Source organism: Roseixanthobacter pseudopolyaromaticivorans, assembly GCF_043195145.2.
Classification (GTDB): Bacteria; Pseudomonadota; Alphaproteobacteria; order Rhizobiales; family Xanthobacteraceae; genus NCEH01.
On sequence record NZ_CM195539.1, the window covers coordinates 2,689,587 to 2,711,061 of the forward strand.

The 21,475-nt window shown below is 66.4% G+C and carries 18 protein-coding genes; 8 read left to right on the forward strand and 10 right to left on the reverse strand.

Annotated features, from left to right (window positions below; genetic code table 11):
- Positions 1-231 precede the first annotated feature (231 nt).
- The 6 genes from V5F68_RS12945 to V5F68_RS12970 all read left to right on the forward strand — a co-directional run bounded on the left by V5F68_RS12945 (position 232) and on the right by V5F68_RS12970 (position 5,538).
- A complete protein-coding gene (locus V5F68_RS12945) occupies positions 232-393 on the forward strand; it encodes a hypothetical protein (RefSeq protein ID WP_394015113.1) in 162 nt (53 codons plus the stop codon).
- Between the two features lie 124 nt (positions 394-517).
- Positions 518-1,579, forward strand: a complete 1,062-nt coding sequence (locus V5F68_RS12950) for a threonine aldolase family protein (RefSeq protein ID WP_394015114.1) — start codon at positions 518-520, stop codon at positions 1,577-1,579.
- Between the two features lie 216 nt (positions 1,580-1,795).
- Positions 1,796-2,263 (forward strand): MarR family winged helix-turn-helix transcriptional regulator, encoded by a 468-nt coding sequence (locus tag V5F68_RS12955; protein WP_394015115.1) that lies wholly within the window; start codon positions 1,796-1,798, stop codon positions 2,261-2,263.
- Positions 2,256-3,473 carry an HlyD family secretion protein gene (locus tag V5F68_RS12960; protein WP_394015117.1) on the forward strand — a complete coding sequence of 406 codons (1,218 nt, stop codon included), beginning with the start codon at positions 2,256-2,258 and terminating at the stop codon, positions 3,471-3,473. Before V5F68_RS12955 ends, V5F68_RS12960 begins: the two co-directional genes overlap by 8 nt.
- Complete coding sequence (locus tag V5F68_RS12965) at positions 3,466-5,013, forward strand: DHA2 family efflux MFS transporter permease subunit (protein ID WP_394015118.1); 1,548 nt, start codon at positions 3,466-3,468, stop codon at positions 5,011-5,013. Before V5F68_RS12960 ends, V5F68_RS12965 begins: the two co-directional genes overlap by 8 nt.
- 102 nt (positions 5,014-5,115) lie before the next feature.
- Entirely contained in the window at positions 5,116-5,538 is a 423-nt protein-coding gene (locus tag V5F68_RS12970; RefSeq protein WP_394015119.1) for a YciI family protein, read from the forward strand.
- An 82-nt stretch (positions 5,539-5,620) separates the two neighbouring features.
- Here V5F68_RS12970 and V5F68_RS12975 read toward each other — a convergent pair whose 3' ends face one another.
- The 9 genes from V5F68_RS12975 to V5F68_RS13015 form a co-directional block, all read right to left on the reverse strand.
- Positions 5,621-7,033 carry a DHA2 family efflux MFS transporter permease subunit gene (locus V5F68_RS12975; protein ID WP_394015120.1) on the reverse strand — a complete coding sequence of 471 codons (1,413 nt, stop codon included), beginning with the start codon at positions 7,031-7,033 and terminating at the stop codon, positions 5,621-5,623.
- A 132-nt stretch (positions 7,034-7,165) separates the two neighbouring features.
- Positions 7,166-7,930 (reverse strand): IclR family transcriptional regulator, encoded by a 765-nt coding sequence (locus V5F68_RS12980; RefSeq protein WP_394015121.1) that lies wholly within the window; start codon positions 7,928-7,930, stop codon positions 7,166-7,168.
- 73 nt (positions 7,931-8,003) lie between these two features.
- The gene (locus tag V5F68_RS12985; protein ID WP_394015122.1) at positions 8,004-9,176 is read right to left on the reverse strand and encodes a pyridoxal-phosphate-dependent aminotransferase family protein; all 1,173 of its coding nucleotides are present in this window, start codon (positions 9,174-9,176) and stop codon (positions 8,004-8,006) included.
- Between the two features lie 65 nt (positions 9,177-9,241).
- Positions 9,242-10,804, reverse strand: coding sequence for a hydantoinase B/oxoprolinase family protein (locus V5F68_RS12990; protein WP_394015123.1), 1,563 nt, complete (start codon positions 10,802-10,804; stop codon positions 9,242-9,244).
- The gene (locus V5F68_RS12995; RefSeq protein ID WP_394015125.1) at positions 10,797-12,929 is read right to left on the reverse strand and encodes a hydantoinase/oxoprolinase family protein; all 2,133 of its coding nucleotides are present in this window, start codon (positions 12,927-12,929) and stop codon (positions 10,797-10,799) included. The genes V5F68_RS12990 and V5F68_RS12995 overlap by 8 nt, the downstream gene beginning before the upstream one ends.
- Positions 12,901-14,037 carry an ABC transporter ATP-binding protein gene (locus tag V5F68_RS13000; protein WP_394015126.1) on the reverse strand — a complete coding sequence of 379 codons (1,137 nt, stop codon included), beginning with the start codon at positions 14,035-14,037 and terminating at the stop codon, positions 12,901-12,903. The genes V5F68_RS12995 and V5F68_RS13000 overlap by 29 nt, the downstream gene beginning before the upstream one ends.
- On the reverse strand, positions 14,037-15,119 hold the full coding sequence (locus V5F68_RS13005) for an extracellular solute-binding protein (protein WP_394015127.1): 1,083 nt from the start codon (positions 15,117-15,119) through the stop codon (positions 14,037-14,039). Before V5F68_RS13005 ends, V5F68_RS13000 begins: the two co-directional genes overlap by 1 nt.
- A 16-nt stretch (positions 15,120-15,135) precedes the next feature.
- Positions 15,136-15,939, reverse strand: a complete 804-nt coding sequence (locus V5F68_RS13010; RefSeq protein ID WP_394015129.1) for an ABC transporter permease — start codon at positions 15,937-15,939, stop codon at positions 15,136-15,138.
- Positions 15,936-16,595, reverse strand: coding sequence for an ABC transporter permease (locus tag V5F68_RS13015; RefSeq protein WP_394015130.1), 660 nt, complete (start codon positions 16,593-16,595; stop codon positions 15,936-15,938). Before V5F68_RS13015 ends, V5F68_RS13010 begins: the two co-directional genes overlap by 4 nt.
- A 977-nt stretch (positions 16,596-17,572) precedes the next feature.
- Here V5F68_RS13015 and V5F68_RS13020 point away from each other — a divergent pair.
- Positions 17,573-18,616 carry an Ldh family oxidoreductase gene (locus V5F68_RS13020; RefSeq protein WP_394015131.1) on the forward strand — a complete coding sequence of 348 codons (1,044 nt, stop codon included), beginning with the start codon at positions 17,573-17,575 and terminating at the stop codon, positions 18,614-18,616.
- 78 nt (positions 18,617-18,694) lie between these two features.
- Here the strand turns inward: V5F68_RS13020 and V5F68_RS13025 are convergent, their stop codons facing one another.
- Positions 18,695-19,138 carry a MerR family transcriptional regulator gene (locus V5F68_RS13025; RefSeq protein ID WP_394015132.1) on the reverse strand — a complete coding sequence of 148 codons (444 nt, stop codon included), beginning with the start codon at positions 19,136-19,138 and terminating at the stop codon, positions 18,695-18,697.
- A 65-nt stretch (positions 19,139-19,203) separates the two neighbouring features.
- Here V5F68_RS13025 and V5F68_RS13030 point away from each other — a divergent pair, with 65 nt between their 5' ends.
- On the forward strand, positions 19,204-21,441 hold the full coding sequence (locus V5F68_RS13030) for a heavy metal translocating P-type ATPase (protein WP_394015133.1): 2,238 nt from the start codon (positions 19,204-19,206) through the stop codon (positions 21,439-21,441).
- The last annotated feature ends 34 nt before the right edge of the window (positions 21,442-21,475 follow it).

Sequence of the window (21,475 nt, forward strand, 5' to 3'; positions counted from 1 at the left end):
CATCAATGGTACGGATCATTCAGGTGAAATTAAATTAAATCAATAGATTTTGTTATTTTTATTTAAGCCGCTTCATAAGCAGTGGTTTTTCAACGTCCGGCCTCGACCTCGGCTTCGAGCCACCCTCGGTTTTCGGGAGATATCCATGTTCCAGCCTCTCGCGGCGCTTCGCCGCCTCTGGCCTCTCGCAACGCTCGCGGCCACCCTCGCGCTGGCATCGATGCCGCCACGGTGGAAAAGGCCAATGCGCAGCGCTCGTACCAGGTGGGCGCCGTCACCCGCGCCGACCTCGCCGAACAGCGGAAGATCGCCGATGCCTTCTTCGCCGAGAGCCTGTTTCCGAAGAAAGTGGATGTTGCAGACGTCGGCATCTGGCAGCCGGCCGGGCAATAGGCCGCCTGCACCATCCCGACGGCGCACCCCGGCGCCGCCGGAGAGGACCGCCGGGCGGGTTTGATCTGTGGATCGTGAACGCCACGGGGGTTCGCGGACCGGTGGAATTCTGTCTACTCAGCGCATGGAATTCGCATCGGACAACACAGCCGGCGTTCACCCCGCGATCTTGGCCGCGCTCGCGCAGGCGAACGCGGGCCCAGCGTCCTCCTATGGCGCCGATCCCTGGAGCGCGCAGGCGGCGCAAGCCTTGCGGGCGGTGTTTGAAAAGCCCGACGCGCGGGTGTTCCTGGTGGCCACCGGCACCGCCGCCAATGCGCTGGCGCTCTCGGCGCTCACGCCGCCGTATGGCACCGTGTTCTGCCACCGCGATTCCCATCTCAATACCGACGAATGCGGCGCGCCGGAATTCTTCACGGGCGGCGCCAAGCTCACCACGCTGGAGGGTTTCGGCGGCAAGCTGAGCGTGGACGAGATCGAGCGGTCGCGCCGTGATTTCAAGCGCGGCTTCCACCAGCAGATGCCGGCGGCGGTGTCGATCACCCAGGCGAGCGAGCTTGGCCTCGTCTATACGGCCGACGAAGTGCGCGAGATCGGCGCCTATTGCCGCGCGCACGGTCTGCGCCTGCACATGGACGGGGCGCGTTTCGCCAATGCACTTGCCGCGTCCAACGCCAGCCCGGCGGCCCTGACCTGGCAGGCGGGCGTGGACGTGATGACGTTCGGCGCCACCAAGAACGGCGCCATGGGCGTCGAGGCCGTGGTGTTCTTCGAACCGGCGCTGGCGGACCATTTCGACTATCGCGTGAAGCGCGGCGCCCATGTGATTTCCAAGAGCCGGTTCCTCGGCGCGCAGATGGCGGCCTATCTGGAAGACGGGCTCTGGCTCGACACTGCCCGGCATGCCAATGCCATGGCGGCGCGGCTCGCGGCGGGGCTCACCGGCGTCCCCGGCGTCGCGCTGCCCGTGCCGACCCAGGCCAATGAGGTGTTCGCGATCCTGCCGCGCGCTCTGCACGAGGCGCTGCAAGCGGCGGGCGCGCATTATTACGAATGGCCCCGCCTCGCCTCCGGGCTCGATCCCATCGGAGCCGACCAAGCCTTCGTCCGCCTGGTGTGCTCGTTCCGCACCGATCCGGCCGAGGTGGACCAGTTGATCGCCGCCGCGCACGCCGCCCAAGCCTAGCGCCGCGACGGCGCGGCTGAGCCCGTCTGCCGCCGGCCCATCCTTCATAACAGCACCCATCCGGCGCGCGGCGTCCGCGACGCCGGATTTCGTGCGATCGCGCCTGATTAGGCCCGCTCGGATCGAGCAAGCGTGATCGCCCCGGGCTGGCTTTGCAGCCGATCACGTCATATAAGGTGCTCTTAATGAGCATGCTTATAATATGAAAGCTCTCAAATGGTGGACCATTCCACGCTCGGTTTCCTGCTGCACGACGTTGCCCGCCTGCTGCGCAAGCGGTTCGAGCAACGCGCGCGCTGTTCCGGGCTGACGCGCTCCCATTGGCAGACGCTGGCCTATCTCAAGCGCAACGAGGGCATTCACCAGGGCGGGCTCGCCGATCTACTTGAGATCGAGCCCATCACGCTGGTGCGCATTCTCGACAAGCTGGAAGAGCGCGGCCTCATCGAGCGGCGGCGCCATCCAACAGACCGGCGGATCTGGCTGCTCTATCTGCGCGCCGATGCAGGCCCGCTGCTCGCCGAGATGCAAAAGATAGGCGAGGCCACGCGGGCGGAAGCGCTCGCGGGCATTCCAGACGAGGACCGCGCCCGGGTGATGCAGATACTCGCGGTCATGAAGACCAATCTCATCGAATCCCTTTCCAACGAACCTGGCGACGATCAGGAAAAAACCCATGGCTGAAGCTCGCTCCATCGAACGCCCTGCCCCCTCCGCGCTTCAGGCCGAGGACCGCGGGGTCCAGCCCGCCAGCCTCGACACGCTGCGGGAAAGACCCGCTGAACCTCAGGCCGAAAGGCCCGCCGGCGAAAGGACCGCGCCCGAGCGTCCCGCCAGATCCCGGCGCGGTCTTGTGCGCACGGTTCTGTTCGCCTTGCTGCCGGTGGCGCTGGTGGTGGGCGGCTATTTCTACGTGACCGGCGGAAGCGTGATGTCGACCGACAACGCCTATGTTCAGGCGGACACCGTGGGCATCTCCACCGATGTCGCCGGCATCGTCGCGTCCATCGCTGTGCACAACAACCAGACGGTGAAGAAGGGCGACATCCTGTTCCAGCTCCAACAGGATACGTTCCAGATCGCGCTCGACGGCGCCAAGGCGCAGCTCGGGACGGTGCGCAACCAGATCCTCACACTCAAAGCCAATTACAAGCAGGCTCTCGCTGAGATCGCCCAGGCGCAGGCGGACCTGCCCTTCTACGAAACCTCGTTCAAGCGCCAGCAGGAATTGCTCGCCAGCGCGGCGGCCTCGAAGGCGGCCTACGACCAGGCGAAGCAGAATCTCGACAGTGCGAACCAGAAGGTGGACGTCGCGAAGGCGCAGGCGGCGGCGACGCTTGCCCAGCTCGGCGGCGATGCCGACCAGCCGGTGGAACAGAACCCCTCCTACCTCCAGGCGAAATCCGCCGTGGACAAGGCCCAGCGCGATCTCAACGAAACCATCGTGCGGGCACCGTTCGACGGCATCGTCACCAATGTCCCCTCCCTCCAGGTTGGCGCCTATCTCGACGCCGCCCAGCAGGCCTTCAGCCTCGTCTCGACCAGCAATATCTGGGTCGCCGCGAGCCCGAAGGAGACCGAGCTGACCTTCGTCAAGCCGGGGCAGCCCGTGAGCATCACGGTGGATACCTATCCCGGCATGGAATGGGCGGGCACGGTGGAGAGCATCAGCCCGGCCTCGGGTGCCAGCTTCTCGCTGCTGCCGGCGCAGAACACCACGGGCAATTGGGTGAAGGTGGTGCAGCGCATACCCATGATCGTGCGTTTCAACGATCTGGCCGGCAAGCCGCCCCTGCGCGTCGGCATGAGCGTCACGGTCGAGGTGGACACCGGCCACCCGCGCGGCCTGCCCACCTTCGTGTCCGATCTTTTCGGAAATGCGACACATGGCTGAGGCCGCGGCGGGCCCGACGCCCACCATCGCGAACCGGGGAGCGATCACCGCCTGCGTGATCCTCGCCGTGATCATGCAGGCGCTCGACACCACCATCGCGAACGTGGCCCTGCCCTATATCCAGGGCAGCGTCTCGGCCAGCGCGGACCAGATCAACTGGGTGCTGACCTCCTATATCGTCGCCGCCGCCATCATGACGCCGCCGTCCGGCTTCCTGGCGACGAAGTTCGGTCGCAAGCGCGTCCTGCTCACCGCCATCGCCGGATTCGTCATCGCCTCGATCCTGTGCGGCCTATCGCAATCGCTGGTGGAGATCGTCGCCTTCCGCCTGGCGCAGGGCCTGTTCGGCGCGGCTTTGGTGCCGCTGTCCCAGGGCATCTTGCTGGACATCTACACGCCGCAGGAACGCGGCTCGGCCATGGCGCTGTTCGGCGTCTCCGTCATGGTCGGCCCGGTGCTCGGGCCGGTGATCGGCGGCTGGCTCACCGACAACATGAGCTGGCGCTGGGTGTTCTACATCAACCTGCCGATCGGCCTGCTGGCGTTCGCCGGCATCACGGTGTTCGTGCAGGAAACCTCGCGCAACGCCGCCGCCAAGCTCGACTGGCTCGGCTTCGGCACGCTCAGCCTTGCCATCGCCACGCTGCAGCTCTTTCTAGACCGGGGCGAGCAGCTCGACTGGCTGTCCTCCGGCGAGATCATCATCTGGGCGGTGGTGTGCGCCTCGGCGACCTATGTGTTCCTGGCGCACACGTTCACGGCCCGGAACAGCTTCGTCAATCCGCGCCTGTTCCTGGACCGGAACTTCTCGGTCAGCATGTTCTTCATCTTCATCGTCGGCGTCACTTATCTCGCCTCGCTGGCGCTGATGACGCCCTATCTGCAGACCCTGATGGGATATCCGGTGATGACCGCCGGCCTGGTGATGGGACCGCGTGGCATGGGGACCATGCTGTGCATGTTCATCGTCGGCCGCCTCATCGGGCGGGTGGATACGCGCATCCTGCTCAGCCTCGGCCTCGGCCTCACCGCCTGGGCCATGTATGCCATGACCGGGTGGACCCCGGACGTGTCGCAATGGACCGTGGTATGGGTCGGCTTCGTGCAGGGCGCGGGGCTGGGATTCCTGTTCGTGCCGCTGACGACGGTGGCTTTTTCCACCTTGCCCGCACACATGCGCGGCGAGGGAACCGGCCTTTACAATCTCTCCCGCAACATCGGCTCCAGCGTTGGCATCGCCTATGTGACCGCGCTGCTGACCGATAATGTGCAGGTGAATCACGAGAACATCGCGGCTTATGTGACGCCGTTCAACCACGCCTTCGACGATCCCATCGTGCATCAGCACCTGGACCCGCTCCTGGCCGGTGGGCGCGCCGCGCTGGACCAGATCATCACGCTCCAGGCGACCATCATCGCCTATATGGACGACTTCAAGTTCATGATGATCCTGACCCTGATCGCCATGCCCCTCGTGCTCCTGCTGCGCCCGCCTTCCGCGGCACCGGCGGAAAGCGACCATGCCGTGGTGATGGAGTGAGGCCGCGCTGAAAGTTTCGGGCCGAATGTCGGCCCGACCGCGCACGCAGCGTCTTAAGCTCGGGGAGCGGATGAAACGCCCCGATGCGAAGAGGAGATCGCGATGCGCGTGATGGTGATGGTGAAGGCGACTGCCGAGAGCGAAGCGGGAATGATGCCCTCCAGCGAATTGCTGGAAGCCATGGGCAAGTTCAATGCGGAGCTGATCGCCGCGGGCATCATGCTCTCCGGCGACGGCCTGCACCCCACCGCCAAGGGCAAGCGCGTCGCCTTCGACGGGACGAGCCGCACGGTCATCGACGGGCCGTTCGCCGAGACCAAAGAAATCGTCTCGGGCTTCTGGATGTGGCAGGTCAAGGACATGGCGGAAGCGGTGGAATGGGTGAAGCGCTGCCCCAATCCCATGCCCGGCCCGAGCGAAATCGAGATTCGCCCCGTCTTCGAGTTCGCCGATTTCGGCGAGGCGCTGACGCCGGACATCGCGGCCCTGCACGAGCAGAATTGCGAGCAGATCACCGGCCGCTGAACCGCCGGGGCCGCACGCCCGGCGCGTCACTGCCATCCTCCTCGATCGGCTGCGCGGCTTCTTCCCGCGCGGCCCGACGGGCTCACCCGCTGACGGCCCGCCCGTCCTCGCGGGTCAATTGCCGGAAGCCGACCACCGAGACCAGCGTCGCGAGCGAGAGATAGAGGAAGGTTTCCTGCATGCTGCCCAGGTGCGACACCGGGCCGGCCGCGGACAACATCGAATAGATGAAGGAGGCCAGTGAAATGCCGAACCCCATGGAGAGCTGCTGCGCCGAGCCCACGAGGCTGACCGCCCCGTGCGCCCGCGCCTCGGGCACGTCGGCATAGCTCAGCGTATTGCTCAAGGTGAGCTGCACCGAGCGCACCATGCCGAACACATAGATCACCGCCAGCATGACGGCAGTGGAGGTTCCCGGCTTGAACAGGGCGAAGGCGGCGATGACCGCCGTGCCCGCGAGCGCGTTGAACAGCAGCAGGGTGCGGAAGCCATAGCGGCGCAGCAGCGCGCGTAGCAGCCCTTTGGTGGTCAGCGCGCCGATCGCCGACAATATGGTCATCAGCCCGGCCTGAAACGCGGTGTAGCCGAACTGGATCTGGTACATCAGCGGCAGCAGCGCCGGCACGCCGTTCAGCCCCAGGCGGCACACCCCACCCGCCACCACGCCGATGCGTAGGGCGCGGATGCGGAATAGCGAGATGTCGATCACCGCATCGGCGCGCCTGCGGGCATAGAGATAGAAGGCCGCCAGCAGAACCAATGCCAACCCCAGCACCGCCAACGTGGTGAGGCCGGCAACCTCGGCACTGCCCAGCATCTCGATGCCGACCTGCAGGGTCGCGATCCCGACCGCGCACAAGAGGAAGCCGAGCACGTCGAACGGGCCGGACCGCACGCCCCTGGTATTGGGAATGTAGCGCAGCACGGCCGCAATGCCGATGACGCCGATCGGCACGTTGACATAGAAAATCCAGCGCCAGGACAGATAGGTGGTCAGGAAACCGCCCAGCAGCGGGCCGATGGCCGGGCCGATCATGGCCGGCGTGGTCATGACCTGTACCGCCATGGCAAGGTCCGCCTTGGGATAATTGCGCAGCAGGATGAGCCGGCCCACCGGTAGCATCAGCGCCCCGGCCGCCCCCTGGACGATGCGCATCAGCACCATCAGTTCGAAGCTTTGGGCAAGGCCACAGATCGCCGAGCTGATCGTGAACAGCGCGATGGCGGCACAGAACACGGTGCGCGCACCGATCCGGTTGGCAATCCACCCGCTCACCGGAATGAACACGGCCAAGCTCAACACATAAGCCGTCACGGCGAAATTCGCCGCCACCGGGGTGGTGCCGAGATCCGCCGCCATGGCCGGCAGGGAGGTGAGCGTGATCGTGATGTCGATCTGCTCCATGAACATCGCCAGCGCCACCACGAGCGGAATGGCGAGGCTGGGGCGTGCCTTGTCGGGCGCGGATGGGAGGGATGGTGCCGGTTGGGACATGGGCGCGCTGATCCGCTGGCGCCGGCGGGCAAGCCGGCACGATGGCGATGCGGTGAGATGATGAAGGCTGTGCCGGCGGCAAAAGCGGCCGGTGAGCGCCGGCCTAGGGCGGGAGGGCGAGCGGCAGGCGGGTCATGCCGGCTCGACCTCGTGGAAGGCCGCAACGCCGCCGCCGAGCGCACGGCTCAAATCCATCGCCTCGCGGATCAGGATCGGCGCGCATTTGCTCATTTCCGCCTGGTCGAAGCGGCTGGCCGGGCCGGACAAAGTGAGGGCGCCGAGGAGTCCGTTGCTCCAGAACACCGGCACCGACATGGAGGCAATGCCCGGCAGGCGCTCGCCCTGGGTGATGATCGGCAAGGCGGGCCGGTTTTCGACCGGCGCGCCGGCGGAAAAGGCGCGGATCGCCTGATCGGCCGAGCTGTTTGAGCGCAATTGCGCACCCACCGGCGTGATCGGGGTCTGTTCGCCGATGTGCATATGGTCGCGCAACGGCTGGGCGCTGTTGACGCGGAACAGGCACAGGCGCGCATCGCCCTGGGGCACGTAGAAGGTTGCGCTCTCGGCGGTCTCGCGCACCAGGCGATCGAGAACCGGCGGCACGTAATCGTCCAGCTTGAAGGTGGAGCGGAAGGCCGAGCCCAACAGCAGCACCTTGGCGCCGAGCTGGTAGCGTCCATCGTCCAGCCGGTTCACGCAGCCAAACCGCGCCAGCGAAGCCAGCAGCCGCAGCAGCGTGCTGTTGTAGAAGCCGGTGCGCTTGCCGAGATCGCGCAGCGACAGCGGCTCCTCCGCGGTCAGGAATGCGTCCAGCACCTGCAAGGCCCGCTCCGCCGTCGCCGCGCCCTTGTCGGCCAGAGGCGTCTCTGCATTGCTGCGGGATGGTCGTCCTCTCATGATGCCTGCCACGGTTCGCGTTTTCCCATGCACGCCCCCTCGCCCGCATGGGGCGGAGGGCGCATTGCTCTTGTCAGGCATTATCGTAGGCCTGAAGCGCCGCGGCGAGAGCGGCGTTGACGTCGCGGGCGTGGCCGAGCCGCGCCAGCGTCGCGCCGATGTCCAGAATATCCTGCATCACGTCGGGAAGGCCGATCTGGCCCATGGTGCCGAGGCGGATCATGCGCCCCGAGAGATGGTTGCGCGCGCCGGCCACAACGGTGCGATGGGTCGCCATCAGCTCCTTGATGATCTGCCCGCCATCCAGATTGCCCGGCACCGAGAGCGCCACAACGGTGCGCGAGCGCGCGGCGTGCTGGCCGAACGGCTCAAATCCCAGCGCCGCGCAGCCGGCAAGCAAGGCATCGTTGCATTTGCGGTGGCGCGCGAACACATGGTCGAGCCCCTCCTCGTGGATCAGCTCCAGCGCCGCGCACAGGCCGGCGTTCAGCGACACCGGCGGCGTGAACGGGGTCTGGTCGTCGTCGATGACGGCGAGCGCGCGGCGCAGATCGAAGAAGAAGCGCGGCATGCCGCTGTCGCGCTTCACCGCTTCGATCGCCCGGTCGCTGAGGCCGATGAGGCCCATACCCGGCGGGCACATCAGCGCCTTCTGGGAGGCCGAGACCACGACGTCCAAGCCCCATTCGTCCATGCGCATGGCGGTGCCGGCGAGGCCGCTCACCGAATCCACCACCACCAGCGTGTCGCGATCGCGCACCAGGGCGCCGATGGCGGCAAGGTCGTTCTCGATGCCGGTGGAACTCTCGTTGTGGGTGATGACCAGCGCGCGATAATCGGCAGCGGCGAGGCGCTCGGCGATAACGTCGGGCTGCGCCGCCTCGCCCCAGGGAAATTCCACCTTGTCCACCACCGCACCAAGGGCGGCCGCGATGGCGGCATAGCGGTCGCCGAACTGCCCCTGCACCACCACCAGCACGCGATCGCCCGGCGCGATCACGTTGAGCAGGCCGGCTTCCATGGCGCCGGTGCCGGAGCTGGCAAGGGTGAGCACCGGATTATGGGTGCCGAACACCGGGCGGATCAGCTCCTGGATCCGGGCGATCTGTGCACGGCCATAGGGGCCGCGATGGGCGACCACCGGGCGCGCCAGGGCGGCGCGAACCACCTCCGGCACCGGCACGGGGCCGGGAATGCGCAGGCGATAGCCCGTGGGAGCAAGGGTGGGATCCTGGACGGTGGACATGGATATGACTTTCGCTGCGCGCGCGGCGGCGTCGGCCCTGGCGCTGAAGGGGGAAACGAGGGCGATCAGGCGGCGCCGAAGCCGCCGCCGCCGGGGGTGCGCACGGTTACGATGGTGCCGCGCTTGAGGGATTGGAGCGTGCGCCCGTCGATGGCGACGCCGTCGATCAGGATCTCGCCCCGCGCGCCCTCGCCGCCGCCGTGCAGGCCGGGAGCGCCGAAGCGCAGGCGCTCCGCCACGAACACCGCCGCCACTTCCGCGGCTTCGGTCTCGATCACCACTTCCTGACCCCGGCCGCCGCGATGGCGCCCGCTGCCGCCGGAGGTGTCGCGCAGCACCTTGCGGTGGATCAGCACCGGCGCCGTGCGCTCCACCACCTCGATGGGGGTGGCCGAGATGTTGGAGGGCCAGGACAGGCAATCCACACCCGTATGCCCCTCGCCGGCCCCGGTGCCGCCGTTGAAGAACATCACGCTCGCGAACGTGCGGCCGGAGGCGGTGGTGCCCGCCATGTTCATGATCCACAGCGGCGAGCCCGGCGCCGAGCGCACCTTGTCCGGCAGGATGTCGGCCAGCGCATTAAACACCAGCACCGGCACGTAATGGCCGGTGGCCGCGCGCCCGCCGACCGCCGCCGGATGGCGCGGGTTGAGCAGGCTGCCTTCCGGCGCCACGGCGCGGATCGCGCGGAAGATGCCGTCATTGTTCGCGAGCTGCGGCAGCAGCAGGCATTTCAGCGCATACACCGTCATGGCGAAGGTGTAGGCGAGCACGCAGTTCACCGCGCGCGGCTGCTGGGGCGAAGTGCCCGCGTAATCGACCACGATTTCATCGCCGTCGATGGTGATGCGCACCGCAAGGGTAAACGGCTCCGCGAGGCCGTCGGTGAGCATGGTGTGGCTGTAGACGCCGTCCGGGAGCGCCGCGATCTGCCGGCGCATGGCCTGGTCGGAGCGGCTGAAGATCTCTTCTGCGACCTGCGTGAGATCGGCGAGGCCATGGTCCGCCATGGTGGAGCGCACGCGGTCTTCGATGAGCGCGAGGGCGTTCACCAGCGCCCACACGTCACCCTCGGTCTGGTCCGGCGTGCGCACATTGGTGCGCAGCAGCTGGATCAGAGACCGGTCGGGCTCGCCCTCGCGCAGAAGGCGCATGGGCGGAATGTGGAAGCCCTCCTCGAACAACTCGCGCGCCTCGGTGGAGCGCTGGCGCCCGCCGATGTCCGGCACGTGAGAGGTGGCGGCGGCAAACGCCACGATCTCGGCCCCGGCGAAGATCGGCCGCACCACGCAGATGTCGTTGAGATGCCCGGTGCCGATCCAGGGATTGTTGGTCACGTAGACATCGCCCGGCCGCATCTCCTCGACCGGAAAATGCACCCGCATCGCCCGCACCGTGGCCGGCAGGGTGCCAATGAAGGAGGGAATCGAGCCGGTGTTCTGCGTCAGCGAGCGGCCCACGGCGTCGGTGAGCACACAGGCGAAATCGTTCGCCTCGTTCGACAAAGTGGAAAAGGAGGTGCGCACCACCGCCTTCGCCGCCTCGTCCACCGCCGAGATGAGGCGGGTCCAGATCAATTCCAGCGTGACGGCGTTGATCGCGCCGGAGGCCGCGTTACGCTCAGACATGGGACAGCTCCACGACGATGTTGCCCGTGGGCAGGACGGTGAAGGTGGCGCCGGGGCCCACCACCAGGGTGCTGCCATCCTCTTCCACCAGCGCGGGACCGGCGCCGACAAAGCCGACCGGCAGATGCTCGCGCCGGTGAAGCGCGGCCTGAAGCGGCGAGCCGTCGCCGAAATGCACCGGCCGGCTTCGCCCGCTGCCGGCGCCCGCATCGGCGGCCCCGGCCGAAAGCGTCAGCGCTTCGGAGCGACCGCGCAGGGTGATGCGGGCATTCACCAGCTCGATGGGGACCTGGGGCGGCTCGCGGCCGTAGCGCTCGGCATAAGCGGCGCGGAAGGCCGCCATCACCATCTCCCGCAGGTCCTCGGCCTCCTGCGGCCAGGGCATGGGCGGCAGCGCGACGGGAATATGTGTCCCCTGCCCGGCGCATTTCGCATCCACCGAGCGCAGGGTGTCGATCTCCGCCGCGTCCCAGCCGCCGCGCGCGAGCACGGCGAGCCCCTCGTCCTCCAGGCCCGCGAAGGCCGCGGTCAGCTCGGGGGCCGTGGTCTGCGCCAAGGCGAGTGCGAGGGTGGCGAGGCGGTCCACGCGCGGCGGGGCGGTGAGCAGGCCGAGCGCGGAGGCAACACCCGCATTGGCTGGCACCACGATGCGCGGAATGCCGAGCTTGCGGGCAAGGTTGAAGCCGTGCAGCGGCCCGCCGCCCCCCGTGCAGACCAAAGTGAAGGCACCGGGATCGCGCCCGCGCTCTGCGAGATGGGTGCGCGCGGCGCCCGCCATGGCCTCGGTCACGACATCATGGATGCCCCAGGCAATGGCCTCGGAACTGAGCCCGAGGCGCGCCGCCAGTTCCCCGATGGCCGCGCGCGCGGCGCTGACGTCGAGCGGAATGTCGCCACCAGCGAAGCTCTTCGCGTCGAGATATCCCAGCAGCAGATTGGCGTCGGTCACCGTCGGCTCGCTGCCGCCGCGCCCATAGCAGGCCGGGCCGGGCTCCGAGCCGGCACTGCGCGGCCCCACTTTCAGCAGGCCGAGCGGGTCGGGATAAGCGATGGAGCCGCCACCGGCGCCGATCTCGATCAGATGCACCGTCGAAATGCGGATGGGCAGGCCGCTGCCTTCGATGAAGCGCGCCTGGCGCGCCGCCTCGAAGCCGAACACCACATCCGGCTCGCCGTCTTCGACCACGCACAATTTGGCTGTGGTGCCGCCCATGTCGAAGGCGAGCAGGCGCGTTTCCTCTCCGCCCGCCAGGGTGGCGGCGGCGAGCGCGCCGGCGGCGGGACCGGATTCCAGCAGATGGACCGGCACGCGGCGGGCTTCGTCCAGATGGGTCAGGCCGCCGCTGGAGAGCATCATCAAGAGCGGGCACGAGGGATCGACCCCGAAATCTGTCAACCGCGCGCCGAGCCGCTGGAGATAGCCCTCCGCCAGCGGTTTGATGAAGGCATTGGCGGTGGCCGTGGTGCCGCGCTCATATTCGCGCACCTCGCGCACGATCTCGTGCGACGTGGTCACAGAAACATCGGGAAAATGCGCGGCGATGAGCGCGGCCGCCTCGGCCTCGTGGGCGGGATAGAGATCGGCGTGCAGGAACACCACGGCGAAGGAGGTGACACCCGCCGCCACCGCCTCGCCCACCCGCGCCAGCAAAGCGTCGCGGTCGAGCGCGCGCAGCACCGTGCCGTCCGCTTTCACCCGCTCGGGAATCTCGAACCGCAGGTCGCGCGGCACCAGCGGTGCGGCCGGCGTGAGCGAGAGGTCATAGAGTTCGTAGCGCCGCTCGCGGGCGATGGCGATCACGTCGCGAAAACCTTCCGTGGTCAAAAGCGCCGTGGCCGCGCCCTTGCGCTCGATCAGGGCGTTGGTGAACAGCGTCGTGGCATGGACCACGCGGCGGATTTCGCCCGGCGTGGTTTCCGTGCCGGCGAGCATGCGCACCACGCCTTCCATGATGCCGGCGACAGGATCGGCATGGGTGGTCAGTACCTTGAGGCTGCTGACGCAGCAGCCGTCGGCATCGCACAGCACCAGATCGGTGAAGGTGCCGCCGATATCGATGCCAAGCGACATGCCGTCGGCGAGCGGGTCCGTGGGCTCAGTGAGCGTCGGCGATTTGGTCAGCATGGGCTTTGTCTCGGATGATGTGATTGCTGTCTTCCGCCCAGTCCACCGCGAGGCGCATGCCGCGGTCCCAGCGCATGGCACTGTCGGGGCCTGCACGGTTGGGAACGAAAACCACCAGGGGACGGTCGTTGGAAAGGCGCAGGTAGAGATGGGTCAGCGGGCCGCGGTAGATCGCGTCCTCAATGGTGGCGATCGCGCTGTTGGGCGCGCCCGGTGCGCCAAGATCGGCGGGGCGCACATGGATCGCCTCGGGCCGGATCAGCACCAGCACGTCGTCGCCGACGTCCGCGGCGCACGGCGCCGTCAGGCGCAGGCCGCCGGCAAGCTCGATCTGGCAGGCGCGCGCATCGCCGCCGGTGACACGCCCTTCGAACAGGTTCGAGGCACCGACGAAACCGGCGACGAAGCGCGAGGACGGGCGCCCGTAGATGTCGCCGGGCGTGCCCACCTGCTCCAGCCGGCCGCCGCGCATGACGACGATGCGATCGGCCAGGGTGAGCGCCTCTTCCTGGTCGTGGGTGACCATGATGGTGGTGATGGACAGGCGCTGCTGCAGCCGCCGCAGCTCGATCTGCATGTTCTCGCGCAATTCCTTGTCGAGCGCGCCGAGCGGCTCGTCCAGGAGCAGCACGGACGGCTCGATCACCAGCGCGCGGGCGAGCGCGACACGCTGCTGCTGGCCGCCGGAGAGCGCGCTGGGCATGCGTTCGGCGAACCGCTCCAATTGCACGAGCGCCAGCGCATCGCGGACCCGGATGTCCCGCTCGGCGCGGTTGAGGCCGCGCATCTGCAAGCCGAACGCCACGTTCTCCGCCACGTTGAGATGGGGAAACAGCGCATAATTCTGGAACAGCATGCCGATGTTGCGGCGATGCACCGGCACCCGCGTCACCGGCCGGCCGCTGATGAGAATGTCGCCCGCGCTCGGCTGCACCAGCCCGGCGATCATGCGCAGGCTGGTGGTCTTTCCGCAGCCGCTGGGGCCAAGGAAGGCGACCATCTCGCCCGCCTCGATCTCCAGCGACAGCTTGTCCACGGCGGTGGAGCCGCCATAGGTCTTGGTCAACCCCATGAGGGCGACCGCGGCGGAATTGGTTTCGAGCGCCATCAGCTTGCCAGCACCTGATTGTATTGCCGGATGATGTCGGCGCGGCGCGGGTAGATGTACGACCAGTCGATCAGCAGAAGGCTCTTTTCCTTCATCTTCGCTTCCGGATACATGGCCACCTTCGCAACCTCCGGATCCAGCGTCAGGCCGGCAACGCTCGGCGCCGAGAAGGTGGCGTTGGCCAGTCCGGTCTGCACCTCGGGATCGAGCATGCGATTGGCGAAGGCCGCCGCGAGGTCCGGCTCCGGCGCGCCCTTCACCACGGTGATGCAGTTCACGCCCGCGGCGATGCCCTCCTTGGGATAGCTGATGCCGATGGCGGCGCCCTTGCGGATGTAGGGGATGATGGACTTGGTGAAATCCGGCCCGCCCACGTCGGCCTGGCCCTGCGACACCTGGAGAATGGCGGTGACGTTATTGTCGTAAACCGTGAGGATGTTGTGCTTCAGCTCGCCGATCTTCTTCCAGGCGCTGTCGATCTCATATTGCGCGTCCTTCAGCGGCTTGCCGGTGACCAGTGCCGCCGCCGCGATCAGCAGGGCAAGGCTCTGCGTCTGCTTGGGGGTAGGCATCATGAAGCGGCCCTGGAACTTCGGGTCCCACAGGTCCTGATAGCTGTCGATGCTCGTCACCACGTCCGAATTGAAATAGGGCACGAGGGCGGAGACGGCGAACGCCACACCATGTCCCTCGGACACCACGAAGCCGGGGATCACCTTCTCCAGGTTCGGCATCTTGTCGCGCGGCAGCGGCACGATGAGGCCATCGTCCTTGGCGATCGGCACGCCGGAATCATCCATGAACATGACGCTGTAGGTGGGGTTGGCCCGCTGCGCGCGCAGGATCGCGATCTGATCCAGCGTGACGCCCTGGGTCTGGTTGATCTTGCAGCCGAAATCCTTCTCGAACTTCGGGATCACGTTGTGGCGCACGAACTCGCCCTGGGGGCCGAGATAGGTGCCGATATTGATCGAGCGACCCTCGCTCCAGGCGTTGCGGACGAACCCGGCCGGCGCGGCGAGGCCGCCGGCCGCCACGGCCAATCCTGCGAGAACGGAACGTCTTGCGATGGGCTTGTTCATGACATCCTCCTGGAATTCACACGCTCATCGCGCGGCGCAGGCCGACGAGCTTCTCGACCACGAAAACCGCGACGGCACCGATCAGGGTCATCAGGCTCGCCATGGCTGCGACGGAGGGATCGAAGATCCGCTGCATCGCCTGGATCAGGTAGATCGGCAGCGGCTCGGCCTTGGCGTCGGAGAGCCACATGGAGATCGGGTAATTGTCGAACGACAGCATGAAGGCGAACAGCGCCCCGGCCGCGACGCCCGGGGCGATCTGCGGCAGGGTCACCCGCCACAGCACGCGAAACCGGTTCGCGCCCAAGGTGAGCGCGGCTTCCTCCAGCGTCATGTCCGCTTGCCGCAGGCTCGCCATCACAGTGCGCATGACGTATGGCAGCGTCACCAATATGTGGGCGAAGAACAGGTTGATCGCCGAATTCTGCATGTTCCACATGGCGTAGAATTGCAGCAGCGCCACGCCCATGATCAGCGTGGGGAACACCAGCGGCGACATCAGCACGCCTTCAGCCATCGACTGGCCCGCGAAAGGATGGCGCACCAGCACGAGGGCCGCTGGAATGCCCAGCGCGAGGGAGGCGAGCGTCGCCGATAGCGCGAGGCCGAGGCTGAAGCCGACCGCGCCGCGAAATCCCGGATCGCCCAGCACTTTCCAATACCAGCCGAGGGTGAAGCCGCGCGGCGGGAACACCGCAAGCGGCGTGTCCGACACCGAGATGACAAACACGATCGCCAGCGGTGCCAGAACGAACACCAGCATCAGCGCTGTGACCGCATAGGAGACGACGGCAAGGCCGCCCGTAAGCTCGTGCTTCATTGGGCACCTGCCTTGCGCGCGCCGGCGGGAGCCGCGTCCTGTCCGCCCGCGCGCCGGCGTTCGAGGACGAGCATGGAGAGCGCGTTCACCGCGAACACCAGCACCACCATCACCACCGCGATCGCGGCGCCGAGCGGCCAGTTGTAGGTGGCGGTGATCTGCTGATCGAGCAGGTTGCCCAGCATCATCGCCCGGTTGCCGCCGAGCAAAGCGGGCGTGACGTAGGAACTCGCGGTAAGCGAGAACACGAAGGTGAGGCCGGCGGCGAGGCCGGGAATGCTGAGCGGCAGCGTCACCCGCCAGAACACAAGCCAAACCGGCGCGCCGAGCGTCTTCGCCGCCTCCTCCACCGCGGGGGAAATGCGCGAGAGCGCGGTCGCGAGCGGCAGCACCATCATGGGAAAGAAGACGTGCAGCGAGCCGATGATGACCGCGGTTTCCGAAAACATCACCCGAAAGGTGACCTTGGGAAAACCGACCTGGTACAGCACCCAATTGACCACGCCATTGCCGCTGTTCGCCAGCAGAAGCTGCCATCCGTACGTGCGCACGACGATGCTGACCATCAATGGTGCGATGATGATTATGGTGGCGATGCGCGAAAATTGCGGGTGGCCGCGCGCGATCACCAATGCGACTGGATAGGCAAATATCACGGATAAAATCGATGTAATGATGCTTATTCTAATAGTTGCGACAAATATACGCCAGATAAATGGGTCCGCTGAAATCTGTACGAAATTGGCCAAGGTGAAGGGCGCCCCGATCCGCCCCTGCGCGCCCTGGGTCATCACGCTGTAGGAGAACAGTGAAAGGCAGGGGAATATGAAAAACACGAGAACAAACAAAAGGGATGGGATCAGCATCCACAATGCCGACGGCCCCTGAGGCAGGATCGAGAACAGCTTATTGCTCATCGAAACCGACGACGAATAGCTGGAATCTGACACACTCATCAGAGAGATACCTTGAATGAAATCCGAAAGCCCAGGTCGGACACCTCGAGGCCATGGATCAACGGGATTTGATCAAAGAAACAGGCGCCCATTCATGAGGCACGTTGCATCGCAAAAAGGCAGATCATAAGCCGACAAATTTGACACTGATTAAGTTTAAGGCACGACTTAAAATTTAGCATCGCGGTATTTAGTGCGCAAGAAGAACAATTAATGCGTCTTACGCACTAATTTAGTGCAATGCAAAAAATATGTATTTGTTTCTGAGGAATGCGTTTTCTAATGAAATAATCGGATATTTTTTTGCGCTTCATGAAATGATATTTTAAAAATCCGTATTAAATCAGTTTTATATTTCAGATATACATAACAAACTCTACTTAATTAGAACTAATATTTATATATTTATATATTATGTGAAATTTAGTTCCAGGAAGTAGATATAAAATTCCGATACATAGGATATACGCGATATATTCAATCTCAATTACATACGCCACGCGCGCTGCCCGCACTGCGTGCATGCCGCACTGCACCACGCCGGGCACCGCGCTGCCCGAAAATGAGGCTGCATTCTCTAGACTTCCATTTTTGAATATGAAATCTTTCGCGCACCTCCTTCCGTCCCGCATTTCTCTTTGGGATGGCCTCATCCAGTTCATATAAAGAAGATTACGATGGCTCGCGTTTCGCACCAGAAACTGACCGCTTTTGCGGCAGAATTGCTTGCCGCCGCCGGATTGAGCCCCGCGCACGCCGCCCTATCGGCCGAGTGCCTCGTGTTCGCCGACCTCCGGGGCACCGAATCCCATGGCGTCAGCCGCCTGCCGAGCTATGCCGCCGCCGTGCGTCGCGGGCTGCTGAACGTGGCGCCGCAAATTGCCGTCACGCGCCTCGCGCCCGGCGCCGTGCGGGTGGATGGCGACAATGCAATCGGCTTCGTCACCGCCCAGCGCGCCATGCAGGAGGCGATGGACCTGGCGAAGACGCAGGGGATCGGCGCGGCAAGCGTGCTCCACGGCAATCATTTCGGCGTCGGCGCCTTCTTCGCGGCCGAGGCCATGGCGCAGGATTGCATCGCCATGATCATGTGCAATGCCGCCCCCTCGGTGGCGCCGTGGGGCAGCCGCGCGGCGGTTCTCGGCACAAATCCGCTCACCCTCGGCGTGCCCGGCGGCACGCTTCCTCCGCTGCTGCTCGACATGGCAACCTCGGTGGTGGCCAAGGGGCGCATCCGCCTCGCCGCCGCGCGGGGCGAGCCCATCCCCGCCGATTGGGCGCTGACGGCGCAGGGCGAAACGACCACCGACGCCGCCGCCGCGATGGACGGCGTGCTCCTGCCGCTCGGCGGCCCCAAGGGCTCCGGGCTCGCGCTGTTCATCGATCTGCTGTCGGGCGTGCTCAGCGGCGCCGCCTTCGGCCTTCAGACGCGCAACATGTACCAGGAGGGGGACGGCATGCCGAACGTCGGCTATTTCTTTGTCGCCATCCACATCCCCACCTTCATGCCCATGGAGATGTTCCGCGCCCGCTACGACATGCTCATGCGCGACGTGAAGGCCGGCCCACCGGCAGCCGGATTTGCGGAAATTCTGCTCCCCGGCGAACGCGCAAGCGCGGCGGCGGAAAACGGACGCCGCGAGGGCGTCTCGATCGCGGATTCAACCCTGGCCGCGCTTGCCAAGGCGGCGCAGGAGTTCGGTGTTCCCGCCCTTGCCTGACGCGCCCCGCGCGGTCATTTGACGGTAAAGGGCGAGCACGGCGACGAGGGCGCGGCCGCGGAGCTTGGCCGCACCTTCTCACGCCGTCCGGGTGGCCCCCGCGTGATGATGGCGACATTCGCCGTGGTCGGCCAGAATCTCGATCACCCGGCATTCGCCCACCTTGCCGTGCGAACACTCCGTGATCATGCGCTCGAGCTCCTTCCTTAAGGCGGTGAGGCTGGCGATGCGCCGCTTCACTTCCGCGAGGCGCGCGCGCGCGATTTCATCCGCCGTCCCGCAGGGCTGGCCGGGATCATCCTGAAGGGCGAGAAGGGTGCGGATGGCGTCCACCTCGAAGCCGAGCTCCCGCGCGTGACGAATGAAGCTCAGGCGGCGCAGGTCGTCGGCGCCATAGAGCCGCCGGTTGCCTTCGGTCCGCTGCAGGGGCGGCATCAAGCCGATCTGCTCATAGAACCGGATCGTGGGCACCTTCACGCCGCTGGCCTTCGCCGCCTCGCCGATGGAAACGTCCCTGGACATGCCGCTTGCTCCTCTAGTCGCTAGAGGATGTAGCGTCCCCTGGCACGTTGTGAAAGGGCCTGTCCATGAACGCACCGATCATTCAAACCCGCTTTCGCGTCAGCGGGATGGATTGCGCGTCATGCGCGGCCAAGATCGATGCGGCGGCAAGCCGAATCCCCGGCGTGCAGGAGGTGACGATCTCCGTCACCGCCGGAACCCTGTCCGTTCGCCACGCGCCGGGCAGCGATCTCGCGGCGCTGCGCAAGCGTGTTGCCGGGCTCGGCTACGAGGTCACGCCCATCGAGGCACCCGGCGCGCATTCCCATCCCCATTCCCCCGCCCACTCTCATGACCATGACCATGACCATGATGGCGAACATGGCGCTTGCGGCCCTCACCCTGGCGTCGAAACCGCCCACACGCATGGACCTGACCATGGCCCGACGGATGGGCCATGGTGGAAGTCGGGCAAGGCCCGCCTCACGCTCCTGAGCGGATCGGCGCTCGCGGCGGCCTTCGTGCTCGGCATGATGGTGCCCTCGGTGGAAAGCCCGGCTTTCCTCCTCGCCATGCTGGTTGGCCTTGTGCCCATCGCCCGCCGCGCGGTCATGGCGGCACTCAGCGGCATGCCTTTCACCATCGAGATGCTGATGACCATCGCCGCCGTCGGCGCCGTCATCATCGGGGCGTCCGAGGAGGCGGCCGCGGTAGTGTTCCTGTTCCTGGTGGGCGAATTGCTGGAAGGCGTCGCCGCGGGACGGGCGCGCGCGAGCATCCAATCTCTCACCGCGCTCGTTCCCAAGACCGCGCTGCTGGAGCGCAATGACGGCACGCAGGAAATTCCGGCCGACGACCTGGCCGTGGACGACATCATCCTCGTGCGGCCCGGCGATCGCGTGCCTGCGGACGGCGTCATTCTCTCGGGAGAAAGCGCCCTCGACGAGGCCCCGGTCACCGGCGAGAGCACGCCGGTGCGCAAGGGCGTGGATGCCACTGTCTTCGCCGGCACCGTGAACGGCGATGCCGCCCTGCGGATCCGCGTGACCGCAGCCGCTCAGGACAACACCATCGCCCGCGTCGTGAAGCTGGTGGAAGAGGCCCAGGAGTCCAAGGCACCGACCGAACGCTTCATCGACCGCTTCTCCCGCTGGTACACGCCCGGCGTGGTGGTGGTCGCAGCCCTCGTCGCGCTCCTGCCGCCGCTGCTGTTTGGCGCGGGATGGGACGAATGGATCTACAAGGGGCTCGCCATCCTGCTGATCGGCTGCCCGTGCGCCCTCGTGATCTCAACCCCCGCCGCCATCGCGGCCGGGCTCTCCGCGGGTGCGCGCAGGGGCCTTCTGATGAAGGGCGGCGCCGTATTGGAGAATTTGGGCAAGATCTCCGCCGCCTGCTTCGACAAGACCGGCACGCTCACGGAAGGCAAGCCCAAGGTCACCGATATCTTCGGCTTCGGCCGCGACGCGCGCGACGTGGTGCGGCTCGCGGCGGCCCTGGAGACCGGCTCCAGCCACCCGCTTGCCAAGGCCATTCTCGAGCGAGCGCAGGCGGACGGCATCGCGGTGCCTGCGGCGGGGGATGGCAAGGCGCTGGGCGGCAAGGGCGTAACCGCCATCGTCGAGGGTGCCGAGGTCTTCCTCGGCTCGCCCAACGCGGCGCGCGAGCGGGGCGCGCTTTCCCCGGAGACGATGGCGCAGATCGCCGCCTTGAACGACGAAGGCAAGACGGTGTCGGTGCTGGTGGTGGGTGGGCAGATCGCGGGCGCCATCGCCATGCGCGACGAGCCGCGCCCCGATGCCCTCCAGGGCCTCCGCCTGCTCGCGGACGCCGGCGTGCGCACTCTGATGCTCACCGGCGATAACCGCCGCACGGCGGAAGCCATCGGACGGCAGCTCGGCATCGAGGTTCGGGCGGAATTGCTGCCGCAGGACAAGCAGCGCATCGTCGGCGAACTGCGCGCGCAGGGTCTCGTCGTGGCCAAGGTGGGCGACGGCATCAACGATGCACCGGCGCTCGCTGCTGCGGACGTCGGGATCGCCATGGGCGGAGGCACCGACGTGGCGCTGGAGACGGCGGATGCCGCCATCCTCCATGGGCGCGTCACCGATGTCGCGACGATGGTGGATCTGTCCAACCGCACCATGGGCAACATCCGGCAGAACATCACCATCGCGCTGGGCTTGAAGGCAGTGTTCCTGGTCACGACGGTGGCCGGTATCACGGGGCTCTGGCCCGCCATTCTCGCGGATACCGGCGCCACCGTGCTGGTGACGCTGAATGCCCTGCGCCTGCTGGGCTATCGCCCCCCGCGGCTGTCATAAGCCCGTCCGCGCGGGCGCGGAGAACCTCCTGTTG

Excerpts from the sequence above, each read along its gene's own strand:
- V5F68_RS13025 (WP_394015132.1), bottom strand. The coding sequence starts at position 19,138 with ATGTCCAGGGACGTTTCCATCGGCGAGGCGGCGAAGGCCAGCGGCGTG.
- V5F68_RS13020 (WP_394015131.1), top strand. The coding sequence starts at position 17,573 with ATGGCTCGCGTTTCGCACCAGAAACTGACCGCTTTTGCGGCAGAATTG.
- V5F68_RS13005 (WP_394015127.1), bottom strand. The coding sequence starts at position 15,119 with ATGAACAAGCCCATCGCAAGACGTTCCGTTCTCGCAGGATTGGCCGTG.
- V5F68_RS13030 (WP_394015133.1), top strand. The coding sequence starts at position 19,204 with ATGAACGCACCGATCATTCAAACCCGCTTTCGCGTCAGCGGGATGGAT.
- V5F68_RS12965 (WP_394015118.1), top strand. The coding sequence starts at position 3,466 with ATGGCTGAGGCCGCGGCGGGCCCGACGCCCACCATCGCGAACCGGGGA.
- V5F68_RS12990 (WP_394015123.1), bottom strand. The coding sequence starts at position 10,804 with ATGTCTGAGCGTAACGCGGCCTCCGGCGCGATCAACGCCGTCACGCTG.
- V5F68_RS12950 (WP_394015114.1), top strand. The coding sequence starts at position 518 with ATGGAATTCGCATCGGACAACACAGCCGGCGTTCACCCCGCGATCTTG.
- V5F68_RS13010 (WP_394015129.1), bottom strand. The coding sequence starts at position 15,939 with ATGAAGCACGAGCTTACGGGCGGCCTTGCCGTCGTCTCCTATGCGGTC.
- V5F68_RS12960 (WP_394015117.1), top strand. The coding sequence starts at position 2,256 with ATGGCTGAAGCTCGCTCCATCGAACGCCCTGCCCCCTCCGCGCTTCAG.
- V5F68_RS12985 (WP_394015122.1), bottom strand. The coding sequence starts at position 9,176 with ATGTCCACCGTCCAGGATCCCACCCTTGCTCCCACGGGCTATCGCCTG.
- V5F68_RS12970 (WP_394015119.1), top strand. The coding sequence starts at position 5,116 with ATGCGCGTGATGGTGATGGTGAAGGCGACTGCCGAGAGCGAAGCGGGA.
- V5F68_RS12980 (WP_394015121.1), bottom strand. The coding sequence starts at position 7,930 with ATGAGAGGACGACCATCCCGCAGCAATGCAGAGACGCCTCTGGCCGAC.
- V5F68_RS12995 (WP_394015125.1), bottom strand. The coding sequence starts at position 12,929 with ATGCTGACCAAATCGCCGACGCTCACTGAGCCCACGGACCCGCTCGCC.
- V5F68_RS13000 (WP_394015126.1), bottom strand. The coding sequence starts at position 14,037 with ATGGCGCTCGAAACCAATTCCGCCGCGGTCGCCCTCATGGGGTTGACC.
- V5F68_RS12955 (WP_394015115.1), top strand. The coding sequence starts at position 1,796 with ATGGTGGACCATTCCACGCTCGGTTTCCTGCTGCACGACGTTGCCCGC.
- V5F68_RS12975 (WP_394015120.1), bottom strand. The coding sequence starts at position 7,033 with ATGTCCCAACCGGCACCATCCCTCCCATCCGCGCCCGACAAGGCACGC.